Genomic DNA, 22,515 nt, shown 5'->3' with positions numbered 1-22,515 from the left:
TCAAAGCCTCACAGATCGTATCCGCAGTACGAGAGGTTGAAACTCTTGTTGCAGAGCGGGAAGTCGGAAATCTGGTTGCCGCGCAGGGCCATGGCAAGGCCGGGCCAGTTGTGGAACGAAGGATCAATGGTCTTGTAGGCCAAAAATTTGCCGTCAGGCCCGGTCACGGCCACATGGCAGATTTCGCCGCGCCAGCCCTCAACCTGCGATACGGCGAGGGTTTCGGGCGGCATGTTGGCAAGGCCCTCGGCGTCTGGCTGTTCCGCAAGGGGCGGCAAGTTGGCGAGAGTGGAAATATCCGCCTTGAGCAGGCGCAGGGAATCGTCAATCTCCTTGCTGCGCACGAGGGTGCGGGCCAGAACGTCGCCCGTGGTTTCAACTCGGGGCGCGCAGTCCCTGGTGGGCAGATCGGCAAGGGGAAAGTGGAAACGCGCGTCAATTTTGAGTCCGCTGGCCCGCGCGGCCATGCCCACAAGCCCGAGATTCTGGGCGGTTTCCCTGCTGACGTAGCCTGTGCCCGTGAGGCGCTCAAGCACGCTCTCGGTATGCAGCATCACGTCCACAGCGCCTCGCACGTCTCGTCCTGCCGCCTTGATGCGCGCAAGCATGTCTGCGCAGCCTTCCGCGTCAAGATCGTAGGCCGTGCCGCCGGGGCGCAGCAGCCCCCGGCCAAACCGGTTGCCGCACAGGCAGGCCGTGGTGTTGAGAAAATCACCGCGTATGCGGCCATTCCACGAGGCGGTGGGCAAAAAGCCCGTATCCCCGGCAATGGCCCCAAGGTCGCCCGTGTGGTTGGCAAGGCGCTCAAGTTCAAGGCCCACCCTCCGCAAACGGTGAGCGCGCGGGCCGACCACGCAGCCCGCCAAGCGTTCGATCAGTACGCAATGGGCTGTGGCATGCCCTATGGTTGTATCGCCTGCGGCGCATTCCAGCAGGGGCAGGCAACGGGCAAGGGGGCCGCTCACAAGCATGCGTTCAAGTCCACGGTGCTGATAACCCAGAGCAATCTCAAGGTTCAGCACGTTTTCGCCGTGGCACTGAAAGCGGAAATGACCCGGCTCAATAACCCCGGCATGTACGGGGCCAACGGCAACTTCGTGGATTTCTTCGCCTTCAACCCTGTAGAAGGGATAGGGCTGGGCCGCCTGGCCAGGCACCGTGGCAAGCGAGCCGCCATCAGCTTGCGTTCTGGCATTGGCTTCGGCGGCGTCCGGGATGCGGCGTACAGGCTTGAGCCAGGGATGTCCTTCGGGCCGGATGCCCCATTGTTCAAATATTTCGCGCTCAAACAGATGTGTCTGAGGCGTGGCGGGCGTCATGGAAGAATAGGACTGCAAGGGGGCGGTGCGCATGGCGGCAAGATAGTGCGAACTGTCCTGAGCCAGAACGCAGCACAGTCCCGCAGAGGCGTTTTCGTCCGAAGATTCCGGCAGGCCGAACAGGGTCAGCAGACGCCAGCCTTCGGCAATGTAGCGGCGCACAAAAGCTCCCAGTTCTTCAGCAGAAACCGGGGGCATGCCCGACAGCGGCACGGTATCGCGGTAATCGAATAGCATCGGCCCTCTCACCGTTGGCAGCGCAAAACCCGGCGGGTTTTGGCATCAGCCTTTGGCGCTTACGCGCCTATGAGCGCAGCGGCGCGGTTAAGAAAATTCCACAGCCAGTCGGGAATCCACAGGCCCAGAGTCAGCACGGTCAGCCCCAGCACCAGAGGCGGCAGGACGCTCAACACTGGCTCGGAGTTTGCGGGCGGCAGATCCACGGGGCGGTTGCCCTGCACCATGCGCAGAACCGACACGGAAAGCCCCACAAATATTATGGCCAGCAGCACCAGATATCCGGCGGAAAGCCAAGGCAGGTCTGCTGCCAGCATGCCCTTGAAGATGAGCAGCTCGCTGACAAAAAGCCCAAAGGGCGGCGAACCGGCCACAGCCAGAAATCCTGCTGTCCAAAGCGCCGCCGTAGCGGGCATGGTCCAGCGCATGCCGTGCACATCATAGCTGGAATAGGTGTGGTAGCGGGCAAGAATATTGCCAGAAAGCAGAAAGAGCATGCACTTGGTGAGCGAATGGCAGACCGCATGCAGCATTGCGCCGGGCACTGCCACGCCGCCCACGCCTATGCCCAGAGCCAGAATGCCCATGTGCTCAACGCTGGAATAGGCCAGCATGCGCTTGTAGTGGCCTTGCCCCACAATAAAGATGGCGGCTGTCATGAGCGAAAGAATACCGAAAAACATGAGCATGCCGCCCGAAAGCCCACCAAGCCCCGCAGCCAGCATGATCTGGTGCCCGCGCAGCATGCCCAGCATGGCGCAGTTGAGCAATGCGCCAGAAAGCAGGGCCGAAACCAGCGAAGGCGCCTGACTGTGTGCATCGGGCAGCCAGTTGTGCAGAGGGGCAAGGCCCATTTTAGTGCCGTAGCCCACCAGCAGAAAAACAAAAGCCGCCTTGAGCCATGTGGGTTCAGCAAGTGCCGCGTTGCGCACAAACCAGCCCACCTGATCCATGCCGTCAGCTGCGCCAGCAGCTCCTTCCGCACCGTGGAACGACACGGAAAGCAATATGTTGCCCAGCAGGGCCAGGGCAATGCCCACGGAGCATATGATCAGGTACTTCCAGGTGGCTTCCAGCGAACTCTTGTGACGGTGAAAATAAATGAGCTGGGCGCTGGAAAGGGTGGTCGCCTCAATACCCACCCACTGCGCGCCCATGTGCGGCGTGATGGTCACAAGCGTCATGGCCCCGAGAAAAAAGCACAGACAGGCCGTGAAGCGGCGCTCCGGGGCGTTGGTGAAGCGGCCATGATCCAGAATGTTGGTGTGTTCGCCGATGCGCTCTTCTTCCCGCAGGTAATGCACTGCATAGAACGACGCGGCCAGAAACAGCAGGCTCGCCAGCATCAGAAACAGCACGCCCAAAGCGTCCGGGGCCAGCAGGCCGCCAAGTTCAGAGGGCGCTTCTCCGCGCGCGACCTTGACGGCAATTGAAGCGGCAAGGGCTGTGTGCGCCAGTGCCGTAAGCGGCAGGCCGAGGCGGCAGATGACGGCGCGGCCCCAGAGCAGCATGATGCAGCCTGCGCACAGGGGAATGAAAAGAAGTGCTGTCAGCATGCGCTCGTCCTAATCCCTGAGGCTGCGGAACCGCGCCACGTCAATGGAGGCGAAGGAATCGCTGATATGGTTGATGGCTATGCCCATAACAAACACGGCCACAAAAACGTCCAGCAGGAGGGCCAGTTCAAACCATACCGTGCCGCCTGTCATGAGCGGCACGCCCAGCAGAAAAATGCCGTTTTCCGCCACCAGATAGCCGATGACCTGGGTGATGGCCTTGATGCGCCCCACAATGAGGATAAAACCGCAAAAAAGCGTTGCCAGCCCGGTGGGCAGCAACAATGGGGGATAAAGCCCCAGCGGCATGACCAGCTTGCCGTCCAGCCAGATGGAAAATACCAGACCGGCCATGCCTGCCAGCACGCCAAAACCCACGCGGCGGGCCGGGCAGATCAGGGCATCGGCGGGCAGCCGTTTTTGGGTGCGCCACAGCAAACCGGGCAGCAACGCGCCCTTGATCAGCAACACAGCACCGGCCAGCAGGGCGTGATCAAGGCTCAGCAGCAGGGCCGCCAGTAGCAGCCCCTGAAAGGCTGTCAGGCGCGTCATGCCCGCAACGCGGCGCGTTCCGAGCAGCAGAAAATTGCTCAATACCAGAAGGAAAAGACAGGATTGCAAAAGCGTGGTCATGGCAACCTCGCCTGGGTCAGAATAAGCGTGAGCATGCCCATGCCCGCTGCTGCACCCAGCAGATAGGGTACGCGCTCCATGCGCAGGCGGGCCATGATGGATTCCACAATGCCCACAACCACGGCCAGCAGCAGCACAATGCCAAGGCGCACGCCCAGTTGCTCCCACAGGGGCAGCGCAGGAGTGATCAGGCCCGCGATGAGCGCGGCGAAAAACCACAGCTTGAGGGCAGCGCCGTAAAGTATCAGGGCCAGATTGGGGCCGGAATGGTCAAGCACCATGACCTCATGGATCATGGTCAGTTCAAGGTGCGTGTTGGGGTCGTCCACCGGGATGCGGCAGTTTTCCACCAGCAGCAGCACAAAAAAGATCACGGGCAGGAGCAGCAGCTCCCCCTTGCCTGTCAGCCATGCCCCGGCGGTCTGCCCGCCAAACATGGTGGAGAGGCTGAAAGCTGTTTCCGTGCTATGGCCAAGGCCGAGGCACAGGCTTGTAAGTACCATGAGCGCCAGAAAAAATACGGGTTCCGCAAGGGCGGAGAATGTGGCCTCGCGGCTTGCGCCCATGCCTTCAAATGCCGAGCCTGTATCCAGCGCGCCAAGCATGACGGCAAAGCGCCCCATGCCCAGCAGATAGGCTGCCAGCACAAAGTCGCCCGCAAAGGCCAAGGGCGAAACCGCGCCGCCGAGGGGTAGCAGGGCCAGCGCGCAGATGACGCCTGCCAGGGATATGGAGGGGGCGGCGGCAAATATCCATGTGGATGTGCGGCTGATTACCTCGCCCTTGCGCAGCAGTTTGGCGATATCATAGTAGGTTTGCAGCACGGGCTTGCCGTGGCGTCCGGCAAATTTGGCCTTGACCCGGTTGATGATGCCGGGCAGCAGGGGGGCCAGAATCAGGGACAGGGCGAACTGCGTAAGATAGACTGCAAGCTCGGCTTTCATGAGTGCAGCCCCCACACGAGCAGCGCCACCAGCGTGGCGAGAATATACAGAATATACAGGTGGATTTTGCCGTGCTGGATGACCTTGCAGGCATTGCACAGGGTTTCCACCGCTGCAAACAGCGGCGTAAACAGGCCGCTGCGCAGGCGGTCGGGCGCGGTGACGCTCAGTTGTCCGCCCTTGGGGAACAGACCGTCATCCAGTTGCAGGCGGGTTTTGAGGCCCATGACCGGAGCAAAGATTTTTGCCGTGGGCTCGGAGAAAGCCGCGTCCGTGTATTGGATGCGGGCAGATCCGCCCTGAAAGCCACAACCCCATGTGGGCATGGATTCCACAGCGCGCTTTTTAAGCAGGCAGCGGCGAACAAAAAGGATAATCAGGGCCAGTCCAAGTCCGGCTCCGCCGATTTTTGCCACGGCTGCAAGGCTTATATGCGCCTGCGCCAAGCCAGCCAGGCCAGCTTGCTGAAATGCCGGAGGCAAGGGCAGGGCGCTTTGCGCCGCCCCTGCTGCCAGATCAAAAAAACAGGGGGCAGCCAGACCGCCCGCCAGACACACAGCGGCGGGCAGGGCAAGGGGCCAGAGCGTGCGCCAGGAAAGCGGATGCACGCTGGCGGCAAAGCCGGAACGCGGCTCCCCCAGAAAGGCGATGCCGTAGGCCTTGGCGTACAGGGCTGCCGCAAGGCCGCTGATGCAGGCAAGGCCCGCCAGGGCAAGCAGCAAACCCACTTGACGTTCCACGCCAAAAAGTGCTGGGCCGTCCAGCAGGGAAAGGCCCATTACAAGCTCGCCCGCAAATCCGTTAAAAGGCGGCAGGCAGGCAATAGCCGCCGCGCCTATGGCAAAGGCCGCGCCAAGCAGGGGCAGACGTTTTTGCAGCCCGCCCAGATGCTGCATGCGCACGGTTCCTGTGGAGTGCAGCACTTCGCCCGCGCACAGGAAGAGCAGCCCCTTGAATGCAGAGTGGTTGAGCATGTGCAGCAGCGCGCCGGAAAATCCCAGTACAGCAATCCACGCATTACCGCAGCTCTGGCCGATAAGCCCGGCGCCCAGCCCCATGACCATCAGGCCCATGTTTTCCACGCTGGAATAGGCGAGCAGCCTTTTGAGGTTGCTTTGGGCCGTGGCCTTTAAAATTCCCATGAGGCCGGTGGCAAGGCCCAGCAACAGTAGTGCCCAGCCCCACCATTCAGGTGCCGCGCCCGCAGGGGCCAACATGCCCACGCTCCGGATCATGCCGTAAAATCCTGCATTGATCATGGCCCCGGAGAGCAGGGCCGAAACATGGCTTGGCGCGGCAGGGTGCGCCTCGGGCAGCCATACGTGCAGGGGCGCGAGGCCAGCCTTGGCTCCAAACCCGGCCACGGCCAGCACAAACAGCGCCGTGAGCAGGCCGGGGCCATAATAGCCTTGCGCCTGCTCGAGCACCTGCGCAAGTACAGCCCCGCCCTGGAGGGCATCAAGCGAAGTATCGCCCGTGACCTGCCACAGCAGGGTAAAGAAGGCCATGAGGGCCACAGCGCCCAGGTGGGCAGCCACAAGGTAGACCCAGGAGGCGTCGCGCACCTTGCTGTCGCCGTCATTGAAATCAATAAGAAAGAAGGGCGCCAGCGACATGATTTCCCACGCCAGCATGAACAGCACGGCATCGCGCGCTGTCATGACAAGGGCAAGGCCAATGAGCAGCATATGAAAAAAGAACCAGTGCGCCGCAAGATTGTGGCGCTCCGGTTCTTCATGCCGCAGGGCAATGCCGCCCGAGGCGGCGCAGACAAAACCCAGACCAAACACTGGCAGCAAAAACAGGCGGCTCAGGGCATCCATGCCCAAGGCGCAGGAGCCCACGGGCAAGGCCAGAGGCAGACGCAGGCTCTCCTGCCCGGCCCACGGGCCGGAAGCAAGAGCGCACAAGCCGACAAAACAGCCCGCAAAGGCCCCGATAACGCCAGCCGCATTGGCCGCGCGTCCGGTTGCCTTTGAGGGCGGGCGCACGGCCAGGAGTGCGCACAGGGCGGCTGTTGCCGCCAATATGCCGATGGCCGTGATAAAAAGGAACATGACTGCCGGAATACCTACGCCAGGCCGTCTTTCATCTGCTTTTCAAAGTAGGCGATGGTTTTTACCAGACCTTCTTCAAGGGCAACCTTGGGTTCCCAACCAAGTTTTTCACGGGCCAGGGTGATGTCGGGCTTGCGCTGCTTGGGGTCGTCGCCGGGCAGGGGTTCGTAAGAAATCACGGATTTGCTGCCGGTCATTTCCACGACCTTTTCAGCCAGTTCGCGGATGGTGAACTCGCCGGGGTTGCCCATGTTCATGGGGCCCACAAAATCATCGGGCGAGGCCATGAAGCGGATCATGCATTCCACCAGGTCGTCCACATAGCAGAAGGAGCGGGTCTGTGAGCCATCGCCGTAAATGGTGATAGCTTCGCCCTTGAGCGCCTGAATGATGAAGTTGGAGACCACGCGGCCATCGTTGGGGTGCATCTTGGGCCCGTAGGTATTGAAGATGCGTCCCACCTTGATGGGCAGGCCGCCCTGGCGCCAGTAGGCAAAGAACAGGGCTTCGGCACAGCGCTTGCCTTCGTCGTAGCAGGAGCGGATGCCGTTGGGGTTCACATGGCCCCAGTAGCTTTCCTGCTGCGGATGCATCTCGGGGTCGCCGTACACTTCGCTGGTGGATGCCTGATAAATGCGTGCGCCAAGCCTCTTGGCCAGACCCAGCATATTGATCGCGCCGTGGACGCAGGTCTTGATGGTCTGCACCGGATCGTGCTGATAATGGATGGGCGAAGCCGGACAGGCCAGATTGTAAATTTCATCCACCTCTACAAAGAGGGGAAATGTCACGTCGTGGCGGATAAGCTCAAACCTGCGGTTATCCATGAGCGCTTCCACGTTGGCGCGTGCGCTGGAAAAGAAATTGTCCACGCAGAGCACTTCGTGCCCTTCGTTGAGCAGGCGTTCGCACAGTTGCGAACCCAAAAAGCCAGAACCGCCGGTGACAAGAATGCGTTTGCGGAGATGCATGATTCCCCCGAAAAAAGTATAGGAAGCCAGTAAAAACTGGCAAATCCCCCAAAGCATAGCCCCATTGTCCGGGCTTTGCAATGGCGGTTGGAGACGGTGGTGTCTGCTGCCCAGGACTTGCCCCTTGCCTTTCGCCTGCGCCCGTTGCTATGTATCGGCCGCGAGGTAAACCATGTCGAAAAAATCAGCCGTTCGCATTGATCCCCTGACTCTGGCCCTGCCCCTTGCCGGGGTGGACAGCCACGCGCACCTTGATGGTCAGGAATTTGATGCGGATCGCGATGCCGTGCTTGAACGCGCCCACGCGGCAGGTATTGCCCAGGTGGGCAACGTTTTTTTGGGGCCGGAAGAGTATCATGCCCGCCGTGCTTATTTTGACGCCCACCCTGAGGTATTTTTTCTTATGGGTATACACCCCTGCGATGGGCAGAAGTGTACGCAGGAGCGCCTTGCCGCCATGCGCGCGGCCTTTGCCGCTGACCCCCGGCTCAAGGCCGTGGGCGAGATAGGGCTGGATTTTTACTGGCCCGACTGCCCGAAGGAAATCCAGTATCAGGCCCTGCGTGATCAGCTTATTCTGGCCCGTGCCGTGGAACGTCCGGTGGTCATTCACTGTCGCGAGGCAGAGGAAGAAACGCTCATGACGCTGGAGGCCGAGGGCTTTGCCGGGTATCCCCTCCTGTGGCACTGCTTTGGTCAGGGGCCGGAAATTGCGCGGCGCATCCTGCGCAACGGGTGGCACATATCCATTCCCGGCCCGGTCACCTACAAGGCCAATGAGGCCCTGCGCGAGGCCGTGGCTCTTATCCCCGCCGACCGCCTGTTGCTGGAAACCGATGCCCCCTATCTTGCGCCCCTGCCGTGGCGCGGCAAACGCAACGAGCCGTCCTATACGGTGTTTACCGTGCGGGCCATGGCCGAAGCGCGGGGAGAAAATCCCGAAGAACTCTGGCGCACCTGCGGCGACAATGCCCGCCGGTTTTTCGGCCTGCCTGCGCAGGAATAATGCAGTGCTGACCCCCGCCAGCCCTGCTCGCGAGGCTGGTCTTGCACGGGTCTGTTCTTGTGTCCACATGGCAGAAGTGATACCATGTCAAAAGCCGCTCGAAACGGTGGCTTGGTAATATTTTTGATAGATATTTTCAGTGGTTGTCCGCGCTTGATCCGGCCTGCCGCAGCTCAATGCAACGGCAGGGCCGCCTTGGCGCGTCCTCTATAGCGTCAGCGCAAGCTATTTGCCCAACTTCAAGGAGATTCCATGTCGGATCTGCGTACCCCCCTCACTGCCTGGCACGAGGCGCATGGCGCAAAAATGGCCCCCTTTGCCGGGTGGCTTATGCCTATCCAGTATGAGGGTATTATTGTCGAGCATCAGCACACCCGCCAGCATGCAGGTCTTTTTGATATCTGCCACATGGGCGAGTTTCTTATTGAAGGCCCCGGCGCGGACGAAGCCCTGAGCAAGGCCGTGAGCCACAACCTCCAGACCCTTGCCCCCGGCAAGTGCCGCTACGGCTTTTTGCTCAACGAAAAGGGCGGCGTGCTGGACGACGGCATCATCTACCGCTTCGGCCCTGATTCCTTCATGGCCGTGGTCAACGCTGCCTGCGCTGCCAACGATTTTGCAGTGCTGCGCGCCCGACTGCCCCAAAGCGTCAAGATGACCGATATTTCCGCAGAAACCGGCAAGATCGACCTTCAGGGACCGGAATCTCTGGATGTGCTTGAAAAGTTGCTGGGTCAGAATTTTCATGATCTCGGCTACTTCGGCTTCCGCGAAACCACCTGGCAGGGTACGCCCCTGCTGGTGAGCCGCACAGGCTACACCGGCGAGCTGGGCTACGAACTGTATATTGAGAGTTCCGTGACCGAGGCTTTCTGGAGCGCCCTGCTGGCTGACGAACGCGTCAAGCCCATAGGCCTTGGCGCGCGCGATACCCTGCGCCTTGAGGCTGGCTTGCCCCTGTACGGACACGATCTGGACGAGAATCACAGCCCCGCCGAGGCCGGTATGGGCCGCATGATGACCAGCACAGCCGACTATGTGGGCCGCGAAGGCGCGCAGAACATTGCCGAAGTGCTGGTGCCCCTGCGCATTGACGGCCGCCGCGCCGCACGTCATGGCGATGTGGTTGCCCTTGCTGAAGGTACGGAAGTGGGCCACGTGACCAGCGGTTCGTTTGCGCCCTCGCTGGGCTATGTGATCGCCTTTGCCTGGGTCAAGGCCGCGCATGCCGGGGCCGAGAATTTTGTGGTTCGCGCCGCCAGAACGGAACTGCCCGCCGCGCGGGTTGAAGCGCCGTTCTACACTGAAGGCACCGCGCGTAAAAAACTGGCCTGATACGGTCGTTGATCTGTGGGGGCCGCATCGCACGGCACATCCCGCAAGGCAGCGTAATTTTTATAACGATTGAACCCAATTTTTCAGGAGTTTGCACATGGCTACCAATCCCGCCGATATTCTGTACAGCACCAGCCACGAATGGACCCGCATTGAAGGGGACGAGGCCGTCATCGGCATCACCAGTTTTGCCCAGGAATCCCTCGGCGATATCACCTACGTGGAACTGCCCCCCGTGGGCGATCAGCTTTCTGAAGACAAGGAATTCGGCTCTGTGGAGTCGGTCAAGGCCGCCAGCGACCTGATTTCTCCCGTTTCGGGCGAAGTGATAGCCGTGAACGAAGCTCTGGAAAACACCCCCGAGCTTTGCAACAGCGATCCCTTTGGCGAAGGCTGGATTGTGCGCGTCAAGCTGGCCCACAAGCCCGGCGGTCTGCTGGACGCGGCGGCTTACGAGGCCCATTGCGCCACTGAGAAACATTAAACGGCATGCGTGTCTTTTCGTTTCCGGCTGCGTCAGACAATTTTTTTATTTCGGTCGAGTACCTAAGAGTACACTCCCTGCATAAAAAAATCGTCTTCCTTGCCGGAACCGAAAATCCACGGCATGCCGTTTGACGTGGGTAGCGCAGTTTAACCAAGTTACCCATGTATGATTTTGGGCTGCCTGTGCGCTGGCAAACTTTTGCACCAAGTGTGTAACAGCCTGAAATTTTTTCTTTCGCACCGGCTGGAGCAGCGTCGTACAACGGCGGGTTCCAGCCGGAGTCCCTTTCACAGCGGCTGCCGTCGCACAAGCGGTACAACGTGTCCGGCGGCAAGGAGCTAGTATGCCATACATTCCCCATACGCCGGAAGAGTTGCATGAAATGCTCTCCGTAGTTGGCGTGCGCAGTCTGGATGAGCTTTTTTCCGACATCCCCTCCAGCATGCGTCCCCAGAGCTTTGATTTGCCCAAGGGGCAGAGCGAAGCCGCAGTCTGCGGACACTTTGAAGAGCTGGCAGCCAAAAACTGCCCCGGCCATGTGTCCTTTCTCGGTGCGGGCTTTTATAACCACGACATCCCCAAGGCTGTGGACGCGCTTTCTGGCCGCAGCGAATTTTACACCGCCTACACGCCCTATCAGGCAGAATGCTCGCAGGGCACCTTGCAGGCCATTTTTGAGTTCCAGACCGCCGTCAGCCGCCTGATGGAAATGGATTGCGGCAATGCCTCCGTGTATGACGGCGGCACCGCCATTTTTGAAGCCGCCATGATGGCCGTGCGCTCCACGCGCCGCCGCCTGCTGGTGGTGGACGAAGCCGTCAACCCCATCTGGCGCTCCATGCTGGAGGCCTATGTTTCCAGCCTTGATCTGGAAATCAAGACCGTACCCCAGCAGAATGGTTGCAGCGACATGGACGCCCTCATGGCTGCCACCGATGCTACATGCGCTGCCGTTATTGTGCAGAATCCCAACTTTTTCGGCGCAGTGGCGGACTACACGGCCCTGTTTGCCAAGGCCCGTTCCAACAAGGCCTTTGGTGTCATCTCCGTGTATCCGGTCATGCAGTCCGTGCTCAAAACGCCCGGCGAGATGGGTGCGGATGTGGCCGTGGCCGAAGGCCAGAGCATGGGCCTGAATCTCTCTTTCGGCGGCCCCTACCTCGGGCTCATGGCCTGCCGCAAGGAGCACATCCGCCAGTTTCCTGGCCGCATTGTGGGCCGCACCACCGATGTGGACGGCAAAACCGGCTACGTGCTGACCCTGCAAGCTCGCGAGCAGCACATCCGCCGCGCCAAGGCCACTTCCAACATCTGTTCCAACCAGGCTCTCTGCGCCCTGCGTTCGCTCATCCACATGAGCCTGCTTGGCCCGCAAGGCCTCACCCGGGTTGCCGAAAACAACATGGCACTTGCCCGCTACGCCGTTGAGCGCCTCACCGCCCTCAAGGGCGTGGAACTGCTCAACAGCGCGCCCTTCGGTTCGGAAGTGGCCCTGCGCCTGCCCATGTCCGCCGCTGAAGTGGTCAAAGCCATGACGCCCAAGGGCGTCGTGCCCGGTTATCCGCTGGGCAAGCACTATCCCGGCATGGAAAACGTGCTGCTGCTCTCGTGCACCGAGGCCAACAACCGCACCCAGATAGACAAGCTGGCCGAAATCATGGGAGGTCTGCTGTGAAAACCATTTTCGCCAAATCCGTTTCCGGGCGCACCGCTTACTGCCTGAACAGCGACGCCCCCAAGGCAGAGGCCATGTTGCCCGCAGACCTGCTGCGCAAAAAAGCTCCCCGTCTGCCCGAATGTTCGGAACTGGACGTGGTGCGCCACTTCACCCAGCTCTCGCAGCTCAACTACAGCGTGGACGCCAATTTTTACCCCCTTGGCTCCTGCACCATGAAGTACAATCCCAAGTTCATGGAATACGTGGCCGCGCTGCCGGGCTTTACCCACCTGCATCCCATGATGGCTCAGCTTGAGGGCGGTGCCGACTGCGCCCAGGGCGCGCTGCAATGCCTGTATGAAGCCGAAAACCTGCTCTGCGAACTCACGGGCATGAAGGCCTTTACCTTCCAGCCCATGGCCGGGGCCAACGGCGAATTCACCGGCGTAAAGCTCATTGCCGCCTACCACAAGGCCAAGGGGCGCAATCGCAAAAAAATGCTCATTCCCGATGCGGCCCACGGCACTAATCCTGCCTCCGCCGCTCTTGCCGGATTTGACGCCATCAACATCGAATCGCGTGACGGCATGGTGGACCCCGAAGCCATCGTGGCGGCCATTGCCGAACACGGCGAGGATGTGGCGGGCCTCATGATGACCTGCCCCAACACCCTCGGCCTCATGGAAGTACACCTGCCCCGTATCGTGGCAGAGCTGCGCAAGGTTGATGCCCTGCTGTACTACGACGGTGCGAACATGAACGCCATCATGGGCAAAATGCGCATGGGCGATGTGGGCTTTGACGTGGTGCACCTCAACGTGCACAAAACCCTGGCCACCCCGCATGGCGGCGGCGGCCCCGGCGCTGGCCCCGTAGGCGTCACCGACCGCCTGCTGCCCTTTATGCCCGCCCCGCGCGTGGCAAAGCATCCTGACGGGCGCTTCTTCCTCGATTACAATCTGCCGCAGACCATCGGTCCCATTGGCCCCTTCTACGGCAGCTTTGGCGTGGTTATCAAAGCCCTGGCCTACATGCTGCGCCTCGGCGGCGAAGGACTCACCCGCGCATCTGAATACGCGGTGCTCAACGCCAACTACCTCAAGAAAAAGCTTGAGAACGTGCTGGAGATTCCTTTCAAGGATCGTTTCTGCGCGCACGAATTCGTGGCCTCCGCGCCGCAGGGCCTGCGCGCTCTGGATATCGCCAAAGCCTTGCTGCAACGCGGCATTCACGCGCCCACCATCTACTTCCCGCTTATCGTGCACGAGTGCCTCATGGCCGAACCCACGGAGACGGAAAGCAAGGAAACCCTGGACGATTACGTTGAAGCCCTGCAGGAGATCATCCTCACGGGCAAGGCAGATCCGCAGTCTCTTCAGGAACTGCCCACCAACCTGCCTGTGCGGCGTCTGGATGAAACCGCCGCCGCGCGTCAGATGGTGCTGACGGAAGATATGGGATAGAGATAATTGGGGGCAGGGGGCTTTTTGTAAAAAGCCCCCTGCCCCCAAACCCCCATCCCGCAAAAACTTTTATTACGGGCCTTGGCTGATGCTGAGGCCTGTTTTTTTGTTTGAATTCCCTTTGGGCACGCTATTCCGCCGTCCGGCGGAGTTCGGGACGCCTGCGCGGCGCGCGGCAAGGTGGGGCCGGTTATGGGGCTGCGCCCCCTTCTCGGCCCCCCTTGCATCCCCCCCGAAGCACCCCCAAAGAGGAATCTTCAATTCCCCCCGCGTGGCGAGGGCAACGCGGCTGTAGCGGCGGGAGCTTCCTTCACTCGCTGCACTCGTTCAGGCGATCTCCCTCCGCGCCGCGTAAATGCCAAAGTACAGATTCGCTTTGGATGATTTTCCGTTTCAGCCGGATAACACCAGTAACGGTGACGTTGCAGTGCATTCTTTGAATTTGACAATCATTGACAATTGGAGGTTTCGCTTAGCCCACAGTCAGATATGCAAAGTCTTTTTCAGCTGGCTAAGGCAAGCGTCGCCGACACGTAGCTGAAATCACAAAAGCGGGGTGAAATAGTTCGCGAGGCATGGGAGTAGAGACAGTATCGAATTTTATTCAGCCAGGATAAGGCGGATGAATTGCGCGTAACTGGAACTTGGCTCGTCATCAGGAGCTGGTCGTGAAGTCGCCTTCCTTAGACTCGCCGGAGCGTAGCGGAGGCGATGGTTGGTGTTGGTCGAATTTGCAAAATACGGTTTTTGCGGTCTGAAAAGGAAGCGCCGGGATTTTGAGCGCAGCGTACTCATGTACGTGAGCATCAAAATCCCGGCGCTGAGGCATTCAGGCCGTAAAAGTCGGGTTTGCGTAAATCAGCCTGACAGGCTCACCCACACCCATCATAAAGGAAACATACCTGCGTGAATTCAGGCCATCTCTTCAACCACGCCCGCAGCCAGTACGCGGCCTTCTTCGTCATAAACCGCTGCCACCTGTCCGGGAGCCGTAGGAAACTGCGGTTCACCCAGCACTATACGCAAGCACGTATTATCAACGTGCACGCTCGCGGGGCATGGCCGCTGCCGATGCCGCAGACGTACAAGCAACCTGTCAGGCCAAAGATGCGGCGGCAATGCGATGTTGGCTGGCCCGGTCACGCAGGTGCGTATACCCAGCAAAGCACGCGGCCCGACCACAAGGGTGTTGGTCGCGCTATCCTTGGTCAGCACAAAAAGCGGCTCAGTATGGGCAATGCCAAGGCCCTTGCGCTGCCCCTCCGTATAACGCCACAGCCCTTTGTGTCGGGCGATTTCGCGCCTGTTGCCCGCAATGTCCAGCAAGAGCACTGGCCCCGGCCCCGGCGCGATAGTGCCAGCCGCCTGCCAGTGCCGCTCCAGAAAGGGCCGGTAGGCCTCGGCGGCAGACATGCCAGCCTGCGCTGTGGGCGGGGCAAAACAGATATCCTGGCTCTCTGACGGCAGGGGAACTGCCAGCCCGGCAGCCGCCACAATGGCGCGGGTTTGCTCCTTGTTCTGCCCATAAAGCGGGAACAGGGCGCGACTCAGCCGTTTGCGCGGCACAAGGCTGAGAAAATAGCTCTGATCCTTGGCTGCATCCGTTGCTGCGGCAAGCAGGGGATAGGATTCGGAGTTTTCGCCCTCGGCCGCAGTTGCTGGCGAATCCGGGCCGGGAACAAGGCGGGCGTAATGTCCTGTGGCAAGCTTGTCCGCGCCGAGAGCCAGGGCGGTGTCGAGCAGCACGCCAAATTTTATGGCCCGGTTGCAGTAGGCGCAAGGGTTGGGTGTGCGGCCCTGCGCATAGGCTGCGGCAAAGGGGGTCAGCACTTCGCGCTGAAAGGCCTCGCGCAGGTCGGCCACATGCAGGGGAACCCCAAGCGCGGCGCAGGCTTCCGCCAGCCCCGCAGGGGCAACGGTTGGGCCGTCTGGCAAAAAAAGACCGTGCAGGGCCAATACGCGAAAGCCCGCATTGTGCAGCATAACCACTGCGCACAGGCTGTCCACGCCGCCGCTCACGGCAACGGCCACGGTGGGGCTATGTGTATGGGGCGCGTTCATGGTTTTGTTCACTCCCTTGGTGTTTCGCCGTGGAGGGCATAGCCGCTGACGCAGCACATAAGGGATGGCGGGAAAGAGGGAGGAGAGACTAGGCAGGAAGGAACCCTTGCGGGCAAAGGGCCCTCCTGCCCAAAAGCGAACTACAGAATCTGGTTCAGGAACTGCCGCAAGCGCGGATGGCGGGGGGCAGTGAAGAGCATTTCAGGCTTGCCCATTTCCACAATCTGACCTTGATCCATAAAAATGAGGCGGTCGGCGACAGTGCGCGCAAAGCCCATTTCGTGGGTTACACAAACCATTGTCATGCCTTCTTCTGCCAGCTTCACCATAACGTCCAGCACTTCGCCCACCATTTCGGGGTCAAGGGCTGATGTCGGCTCGTCAAAGAGCATGATGGAGGGCTGCATGGCCAGGGCGCGCGCAATGGCAACACGCTGCTGCTGCCCGCCCGAAAGCATGGCAGGGTACACGTTGGCCTTGTCGCTGATGCCTACCTTTTTGAGCAGACTCAGGGCACGGGCATCGGCTTCTTCGCGCGAGAGCTTGCGCAGGTGGCGCGGGGCAAGAGTGAGGTTTTCCAGTACCGTCTTGTGCGGAAAAAGATTGAACTGCTGAAAAACCATGCCCAGATTCTGACGCATCTCGTTGATGTTGTTCTCATCGCTCTGGATATCCTGACCCTGAACAATGATGCTGCCCTGGTCGATCTGTTCCAGTCTGTTGATGGAGCGCAACAGGGTGGACTTGCCGGAGCCGGAAGGGCCGATAATAACCACACGTTCGCCGGGAGCAATATCCAGACTCACATCCTGCAAGGCAGGCAGCGAACCAAAGTACTTCCAGACATGATTGATGGAGATAATGGGGGCGGCGCTATTTTCCGTCATAGTAGTTCAGCCTGGATTCCATGATGCTCACAGCCTTGGAGAGCACAAGGGTGATAATGAGATAAATGATTGCCACCATGGTGTAGGTCTCAAAATACAGGTAGGTGGTGCCCACAAAGCTGCGCGCGCGTTGCATGATGTCCGGCACGGCCATGATGGATACAAGCGAGGTATCCTTGAGCATGGCGATGCATTCGTTGCCAACGGGGGGCAGAATGGTGCGCATGGCCTGGGGCAGCACCACAAGGCGCATGGTCTGGTAGCGGTTGAAGCCCAGCGAGCGCGCAGCTTCGGTCTGCCCCTTGTTGATGGCCGTGATGCCCGCGCGGAACACTTCGCCCATGTAGGCGCCGTAGCAAAAACTGATGGCGACCACCGCAGATGTTACGCCGCTCACCTGCACAAAGCGCGAGAGGGCGTAGTAGATGTAGAATATCTGCACCAGCAGGGGGATGCCGCGTATCACTTCCACATAGGTGGAGGCGATGAGATTTATGAGGCGGTTGTCTGAAATGCGACCAAGACCTGTGAGCAAGCCAAGCGGCACCGCACAGCAGATGGAAAGCATGGTGATCTTGAATGTGATCAGTATGCCGTCCGGCAGGTAAAGCAAAATGCGCAGGTATGGCTCGGGCCAGAGCGTGCAGAGCGTGAACAGGGTGCCGAGCGCGCCAACAAGGGCGATAGACCATGCGTTTATCAGGCGCCATTCACGCGGGTCGGGGATGGACGCGCCATCCGTGACCATAATGATGTTGCCTTTGCTTCCATCTTTTTTATCGTGCATCGCAGTCCTTCATGACAAGGCGTTTGAGGCTGGCGGCAGGCAAGGGCTGGGCCGTGCCGGGATGCCGCGGGTTATAACGGGCTGGCCCTGTGATGTAAGGCATTGCCCTGGTTTATGCAATGGCTTCCGGACAAACGCCCGGAAGCCAGCAAAATATCACAAGAAAAGAAAATTATTTGGAAGCGCCCATCCACTTCTGGAGCAACTGGGCTTCCACGCCGGAAGCTTTCACGGCCTTGATGCCCTTGTTCAGCTTTTCCACCAGGTCCTTGCGGCCCTTGCGCACGGTAAAGCCGTAGTATTCCTTTTCTTCGGTCTTGAAAGAAATGTTCAGCTTGCCAGCGGTGTCGGCCTTTTTGTTGACGTAGTAGAGCGCGACCGGATCATCGCAGATAACGGCGTCAAGGCGACCGCCCAGCATGTCCTGAATGGCCAGGCCCACATCGTCATATTCCTTGAGGTCAACAGTCACGCCAGCCTTGCGGATAACGAACACGCCGGTGGTGCCGATCTGGCCGCCGACCTTCTTGCCCTTGAGGTCAGCCAGGGTCTTGATGCTCTTGCCAGCGGGCAGCACCACAGCCTGGGCAACTTCATAATAAGGATCAGAGAAGTCAAACTGCTTTTGGCGTTCTTCAGTGATCGTGGTGGCGGAGGCCACGATGTCGTACTGTCCGGTGGCTACGCCGCCGAAAATGCCGTCCCATGCGATGTTGCGCACGTCAACTTCAAAGCCGGCAGCCTTGGCGACAGCTTTGATGAAGTCCACATCAAAACCTTCAGGCTGCTTGTTGGCGTCCAGCATTTCCATGGGGGGCCAGGTGCAGTCGGTGGCCACAACAAATTTTTCAGCAGCCATGGCCTGGCCGCACAAAAGGGAAACGGCAACCAGGGCCAGCAACAGACGACGGATCATGTCCACTCCTTAAAATACGGCGGGGCGCCCAGGACAAGCCCGAACGCCCCGCGAAAACGGAACGTTAGTTGGATTTACCAAGCCACTTTTCAGCAATTTTGCGGTCTTCGCCAGAAGCCTTCACAGCGGCAATGCCCTTGTTCAGCTTTTCCACCAGGTCTTTGCGACCCTTGCGGACGGTGAAGCCATAGTATTCCTTTTCGTCGGCCTTGAACGAAATGTTCAGCTTGCCGGCGGTGTCAGGCTTTTTGTTTACATAGTACATGGCAACCGGATCATCGCAGATAACGGCGTCAAGACGGCCGCCCACGAGGTCCTGAATGGCCAGGCCCACATCGTCATATTCCTTGATTTCCGCGTTGGCATTGGCCTTGCGCATAACAAAGATGCCGGTGGTGCCGATCTGGCCGCCGACCTTCTTGCCCTTGAGGTCGGCCAGGGTCTTGATGCTCTTGCCAGCGGGCAGCACCACGGCCTGAACCACTTCATAGTAAGGAGCGGAGAAATCAAACTGCTTTTCACGCTCGGGGGTAATGGTCACCGAGGAAGCCACGATGTCGTACTGTCCGGTGGCCACACCACCAAAAATGCCGTCCCACGCGATGTTGCGCACTTCAACCTCAAAGCCTGCGGCTTTGCCCATGGCGCGGAGGTAGTCGGTGGAGAAGCCTTCAGGCTGCTTGTTGGCGTCCAGCATTTCCATGGGGGGCCATGTGCAGTCGCTGGCCACAATGAATTTTTCGGCGGCAGCCGCCGGCCCGCAGAGCAGGGCAAGGGTAATCAGGGCAAGAATAACACGGCGAAACATAGGACCTCCTAACCAGGTTTTATGATTCAGGCCCGCCGCTGTATGCGTCATGGGGGACGCCTGCGCCGTAATCATGCGGCCGTAATCACTGAAAACGGCTACAGGCTGCGGCGGTCCGTGGTTCGCCGGTAAGCGCGGGGTGCACCAGTAGGGCGGGCTACCAACCAGAAAAGAGCGTCTCACTTTTTAGCGTTGGCGGCTCCCGGCGTCAAGCGCTTCGGGCCGTTGGACTGACAGTTTGCGGGTATTTACCACGCATTGCCGGGCGCTGGGCCTTCGTCTTCATCCTCAGGATTCTTTTCGGGGGCGGGCGGCGCGGCATGCGCGGTGCGGGCAATGGATGGTGTGGGCGCTACAGGAATGGGCTGGTCGTCCACATCATCGGCGCGTTCATCGCGCAGGGCCTGCTGCAAAAACCAGTCTTCGCGGATGCGCCAGGATGCCGCAGCCGTATACGCGGGCGAAGAATAACCCACAGAAAGCACCAGGGTGCGGCGGGCGTGTTCCTGCAAACGGATGAGCAGGGGGGTAAAATCCGCATCGCCGGAAAGAATGATGAATTCGTCAAAGTGAGTGGAGTGGGAAAGGTCATCCATGCAGTCCATCACAAGATGGATGTCGGTGCTGGTTTTGCCGCGAGTGGTCAGCGGCGGGCAGTCCACCACCTGAAATGCGCTGCGGATGAAGGGATTGCGGTATTCCTGATAGCGCTGGGGGTTCAGGTAGCACATGCGCTTGAGAATGCGGCGGCGCACGCCTTCGCCGTACAGAATGCGCAGCGCATGGTTTTCAATCCAGCGCACCCACCGATATGGAACAGAGCCAAAGGCCCTGGCCGCCTCGGGGTCAATCTCAAGAAAGCGGGTGTAAATATTGTCGAAGTCAACGTAAAGAGCACTGAATACTTCGTCAAAACCGGTAAATCTGGCCATAGTATACCTCAATGGTGAAATAATTTATCTCAAAAGTATATTTTGCCTGTTTCCCTAATGCAAGGACTTTACTGCTACTTGAATTTATGCCCGCCAACGGATACATCTTGCGCCATAATCTGTATCCAAACAAAGGGCGCATGAGCAGTGCTGAACATATTTAATGAAGCAAAAAAACAGGGTTTGCACGTGCGGGAGCGCCTGCTTTGCGCATTGCGCAATCCGTCTGATGTGCAGTGGAGCCGTTGCCTTTTCTGGTCGTTCTGGATTTCGCTGGCCTCCTTTCCCATCGGGTACGGCGCGCGTGAGGTTTTGCCAGTCGTCTGCTTTATTTTTCTATTGCTCTTTTATCGCTACAACTGGACAGAAAGCGTTTTGCACAGGCTTGATGCACGCCCGCTTTTTTATTGCCTGTGGGCCATGATCGGCATTGGCGTGTTTTTTTCCGAAAACATATGGACGTCGCTTCTCCACGCGGGCACAGGCATCAATAAAGGTTTCATTTTGCCGTTCATTGGCATGGAATGCGTGCGGAGCGAAAAAGACCTGCGCCGCCTTGTGTGGGCCTGCGTGCTGGCCTGCTTCTGGGAAGGGCTGGACGGCCTGCATCAGGCGCTGACCGGCACGGATTTCATCATGGGGTACGCTCTCAATGCGGACAGGCTCACGGGGAGCCTCGGCGATTACACTGTGGGCAACTACATAGCCCTGGCGCTTATTCCTGCCTTTTCCCTCTGGTTTATCCTGCGCCGCGCCCTCTCGCCTGCGGCTTCGGCCCTGCTGTGGTTTGCAACGCTTTGGCCCGCGTTTTTTCTGCTGATTGGCGCGAGTAGTCGTAGCGGTGCGCTGGCTGTGGCAGCTTCTTTTGGTTTGTGGGTGCTGCTGCGCGGGGGGCGTGGACGCTTCAAGATCGCCGCTGGCTCGTTGGGCATTCTGCTGGTTGTGCTCCTGCTACAAGGGCGGGCAGGGCTGGGCGCGGTGGAGGGCGATGGACGCTGGAGCCTGTGGCATCTGGCCTGGCAGGTGTTTTGCGAACATCCCTGGCTGGGGGCCGGAGCAGGTCGTTATAACGAGGCCTTCCGCGCGCTCGGCCTTGCGCCTGAAAAAGACGTTATCACCATCAGCCATCCGCACAACCTTTATCTGGATATGCTGTACGCGCATGGTATTGTTGGTTTTATCCTGGGTATGGTTTTTCTGCTGGGCTTCATCTGGTGGGGCTACAAGCGTATACGCCCGCGCCTGCTGGCAGAGCTTGAAAGCAAAAGCCCCAGCGTCTACTGGCGCATGACAGCCTGGTTCTGGATCGGTTTTGGCGGTTGGCTGGTTAACGGCATCTTTGGGCATGACTTTTACCGCATCTGGTGGCTGGGCCTTGCCATGAGCCACCTTGGGGTCATGATCGGGGCTGTGGTCAACGGTCTGGACGCCGCCCCCGAAGATATGGCCGAGCAGGCGCGGCAGGATGAAACCGTAGCGGTAGGCAAAACATTTTTTTAAGCGACCTCGTACAGGCAAAAGAGAATGCGGTTACGCCCACAATGTGCGCGTAACCGCAAAATTTTTCCACAAGCCTTTTGAGGAAGCCTACTGATCGGTAAAGTCTTCCGCGCTGGTCTGCTGCCCGCCATGCGAGCGCAGCACTTCAAGCGCCTGCTCCTTGGTGAGCACGCGGCCCAGGCACCGGGCGTGCTGGCGCTTGTTTTCCGGGCAATAGCCCATCTGCACGCAACTTGGGCCAGCTCCTGCAAAGAGGTCGGGTGCAGCCTTGCGGCTGAGGCGCAGCATCTGCCACGCAAGATGGCGTATTTCGTGCTGGGCGTTGCGGCAGCAGCGGATGGCAAACCAGTCGAGCAGGGCGTGGGCGTTCATGCCGATGATGGCCTTGAATTCCGTGGCCTGTGGCTTCAGGTAACGCAAATCTTCTTCTGGCAGGCCCGCGTCAAGGCCCGCATCATACCACTGGCGTGAAATGTCCGCCAGATCGTGCCCGCTGAGGGTTGACGTGTGCCCATCGGGCAGGGTCACCTGCGCAGAAAATTCGGCCACGCTGCGAGGATACACCACGGAATAGCGGCGCTTGCCGCCCAGCTCTGCCCGCCCGGATTTGATGAGGTAGGAGGCCAGCCGCTTGCGCACAAGCTGGGTTTCTGTAACGCGCGAATAGCCCTCAACGCCAAAGAGAAAAAAGTCGAACTCAAGCGCGGCCCTGTGGCCGGAATCGAGAATATTCTGCACAATCTGGCGCGAGTAGGGCGAGGCCACGATTTCTTCCAGATCGCGCTCGCTGCGCACAAACCGGGCGGCGATATCCGTATAGATTTTTCCGCCGCCTGCCAGCAGCACAACCTTGCCGTTGCCAGTGTATTTTTCGTCAAGCATGGATACTCCGTCTCACATCTAAAGCATTTAACACTTGAAATGCCCGCTTACGGCAGGCAACGCCTGCCTGCGCTCAT

The 22,515-nt window shown here is 59.6% G+C and carries 19 protein-coding genes; 6 read left to right on the top strand and 13 right to left on the bottom strand.

What is annotated here, in order from left to right; genetic code table 11:
• Positions 1 to 8: 8 nt before the first annotated feature.
• From QZ383_RS06005 to QZ383_RS05980, 6 genes are read right to left on the bottom strand one after another with little or no spacing between them, the layout of a single operon-like run.
• The gene (locus QZ383_RS06005) at positions 9 to 1,556 is read right to left on the bottom strand and encodes an NADH-quinone oxidoreductase subunit C (protein ID WP_291443892.1); all 1,548 of its coding nucleotides are present in this window, start codon (positions 1,554 to 1,556) and stop codon (positions 9 to 11) included.
• A 59-nt stretch (positions 1,557 to 1,615) separates the two neighbouring features.
• Entirely contained in the window at positions 1,616 to 3,112 is a 1,497-nt protein-coding gene (locus QZ383_RS06000) for a proton-conducting transporter membrane subunit (protein WP_291443890.1), read from the bottom strand.
• Between the two features lie 9 nt (positions 3,113 to 3,121).
• Positions 3,122 to 3,745 carry a hydrogenase-4 component E gene (locus tag QZ383_RS05995; protein WP_291443888.1) on the bottom strand — a complete coding sequence of 208 codons (624 nt, stop codon included), beginning with the start codon at positions 3,743 to 3,745 and terminating at the stop codon, positions 3,122 to 3,124.
• Positions 3,742 to 4,689: an NADH-quinone oxidoreductase subunit H gene (locus QZ383_RS05990; protein WP_291443886.1), complete on the bottom strand. Its 948-nt coding sequence runs from the start codon at positions 4,687 to 4,689 to the stop codon at positions 3,742 to 3,744. The genes QZ383_RS05995 and QZ383_RS05990 overlap by 4 nt, the downstream gene beginning before the upstream one ends.
• Positions 4,686 to 6,746 carry a proton-conducting transporter membrane subunit gene (locus tag QZ383_RS05985; RefSeq protein ID WP_291443884.1) on the bottom strand — a complete coding sequence of 687 codons (2,061 nt, stop codon included), beginning with the start codon at positions 6,744 to 6,746 and terminating at the stop codon, positions 4,686 to 4,688. Before QZ383_RS05985 ends, QZ383_RS05990 begins: the two co-directional genes overlap by 4 nt.
• Positions 6,747 to 6,760: 14 nt before the next feature.
• The gene (locus tag QZ383_RS05980; protein WP_291443882.1) at positions 6,761 to 7,717 is read right to left on the bottom strand and encodes a UDP-glucuronic acid decarboxylase family protein; all 957 of its coding nucleotides are present in this window, start codon (positions 7,715 to 7,717) and stop codon (positions 6,761 to 6,763) included.
• Positions 7,718 to 7,889: 172 nt separating this feature from the next.
• On the opposite strand from QZ383_RS05980, the gene QZ383_RS05975 reads away from it, so the two are divergent.
• From QZ383_RS05975 to gcvPB, 5 genes are all read left to right on the top strand, one after another.
• Positions 7,890 to 8,723: a TatD family hydrolase gene (locus QZ383_RS05975; RefSeq protein ID WP_291443881.1), complete on the top strand. Its 834-nt coding sequence runs from the start codon at positions 7,890 to 7,892 to the stop codon at positions 8,721 to 8,723.
• A gap of 252 nt (positions 8,724 to 8,975) precedes the next feature.
• A complete protein-coding gene (gene gcvT, locus QZ383_RS05970; RefSeq protein WP_291443880.1) occupies positions 8,976 to 10,058 on the top strand; it encodes a glycine cleavage system aminomethyltransferase GcvT in 1,083 nt (360 codons plus the stop codon).
• Positions 10,059 to 10,155: 97 nt separating this feature from the next.
• A complete protein-coding gene (gene gcvH, locus QZ383_RS05965) occupies positions 10,156 to 10,542 on the top strand; it encodes a glycine cleavage system protein GcvH (RefSeq protein ID WP_022659599.1) in 387 nt (128 codons plus the stop codon).
• 346 nt (positions 10,543 to 10,888) lie between these two features.
• Entirely contained in the window at positions 10,889 to 12,220 is a 1,332-nt protein-coding gene (gcvPA, locus tag QZ383_RS05960; protein ID WP_291443876.1) for an aminomethyl-transferring glycine dehydrogenase subunit GcvPA, read from the top strand.
• The gene (gene gcvPB, locus QZ383_RS05955; protein WP_291443875.1) at positions 12,217 to 13,665 is read left to right on the top strand and encodes an aminomethyl-transferring glycine dehydrogenase subunit GcvPB; all 1,449 of its coding nucleotides are present in this window, start codon (positions 12,217 to 12,219) and stop codon (positions 13,663 to 13,665) included. The genes gcvPA and gcvPB overlap by 4 nt, the downstream gene beginning before the upstream one ends.
• A gap of 912 nt (positions 13,666 to 14,577) precedes the next feature.
• Here gcvPB and QZ383_RS05950 read toward each other — a convergent pair.
• The 6 genes from QZ383_RS05950 to QZ383_RS05925 all read right to left on the bottom strand — a co-directional run bounded on the left by QZ383_RS05950 (position 14,578) and on the right by QZ383_RS05925 (position 20,056).
• Complete coding sequence (locus QZ383_RS05950) at positions 14,578 to 15,726, bottom strand: tRNA-specific 2-thiouridylase (RefSeq protein ID WP_291443874.1); 1,149 nt, start codon at positions 15,724 to 15,726, stop codon at positions 14,578 to 14,580.
• 140 nt (positions 15,727 to 15,866) lie between these two features.
• Positions 15,867 to 16,613: an amino acid ABC transporter ATP-binding protein gene (locus tag QZ383_RS05945; protein ID WP_276612890.1), complete on the bottom strand. Its 747-nt coding sequence runs from the start codon at positions 16,611 to 16,613 to the stop codon at positions 15,867 to 15,869.
• Positions 16,600 to 17,400: an amino acid ABC transporter permease gene (locus tag QZ383_RS05940; RefSeq protein WP_192113380.1), complete on the bottom strand. Its 801-nt coding sequence runs from the start codon at positions 17,398 to 17,400 to the stop codon at positions 16,600 to 16,602. The genes QZ383_RS05945 and QZ383_RS05940 overlap by 14 nt, the downstream gene beginning before the upstream one ends.
• Before the next feature lie 172 nt (positions 17,401 to 17,572).
• A complete protein-coding gene (locus QZ383_RS05935) occupies positions 17,573 to 18,316 on the bottom strand; it encodes a basic amino acid ABC transporter substrate-binding protein (RefSeq protein ID WP_291443868.1) in 744 nt (247 codons plus the stop codon).
• A gap of 64 nt (positions 18,317 to 18,380) precedes the next feature.
• Positions 18,381 to 19,124, bottom strand: coding sequence for a basic amino acid ABC transporter substrate-binding protein (locus QZ383_RS05930; protein ID WP_291443865.1), 744 nt, complete (start codon positions 19,122 to 19,124; stop codon positions 18,381 to 18,383).
• A 248-nt stretch (positions 19,125 to 19,372) separates the two neighbouring features.
• Entirely contained in the window at positions 19,373 to 20,056 is a 684-nt protein-coding gene (locus QZ383_RS05925; RefSeq protein ID WP_291443864.1) for an NYN domain-containing protein, read from the bottom strand.
• Positions 20,057 to 20,245: 189 nt separating this feature from the next.
• On the opposite strand from QZ383_RS05925, the gene QZ383_RS05920 reads away from it, so the two are divergent.
• Positions 20,246 to 21,556: an O-antigen ligase family protein gene (locus tag QZ383_RS05920; protein WP_291443862.1), complete on the top strand. Its 1,311-nt coding sequence runs from the start codon at positions 20,246 to 20,248 to the stop codon at positions 21,554 to 21,556.
• An 87-nt stretch (positions 21,557 to 21,643) separates the two neighbouring features.
• On the opposite strand, the gene QZ383_RS05915 is transcribed toward QZ383_RS05920, so the two are convergent.
• Positions 21,644 to 22,438, bottom strand: coding sequence for an FAD-dependent thymidylate synthase (locus QZ383_RS05915; RefSeq protein ID WP_291443860.1), 795 nt, complete (start codon positions 22,436 to 22,438; stop codon positions 21,644 to 21,646).
• Positions 22,439 to 22,515 lie beyond the last annotated feature (77 nt).

Origin of the sequence: Desulfovibrio sp. (assembly GCF_019422935.1) — a bacterium.
Lineage (GTDB): Bacteria > Desulfobacterota > Desulfovibrionia > Desulfovibrionales > Desulfovibrionaceae > Desulfovibrio.
The sequence above is the reverse complement of the archived record's forward strand: the minus strand, read 5'-3'. Positions and strand labels throughout refer to the sequence as shown.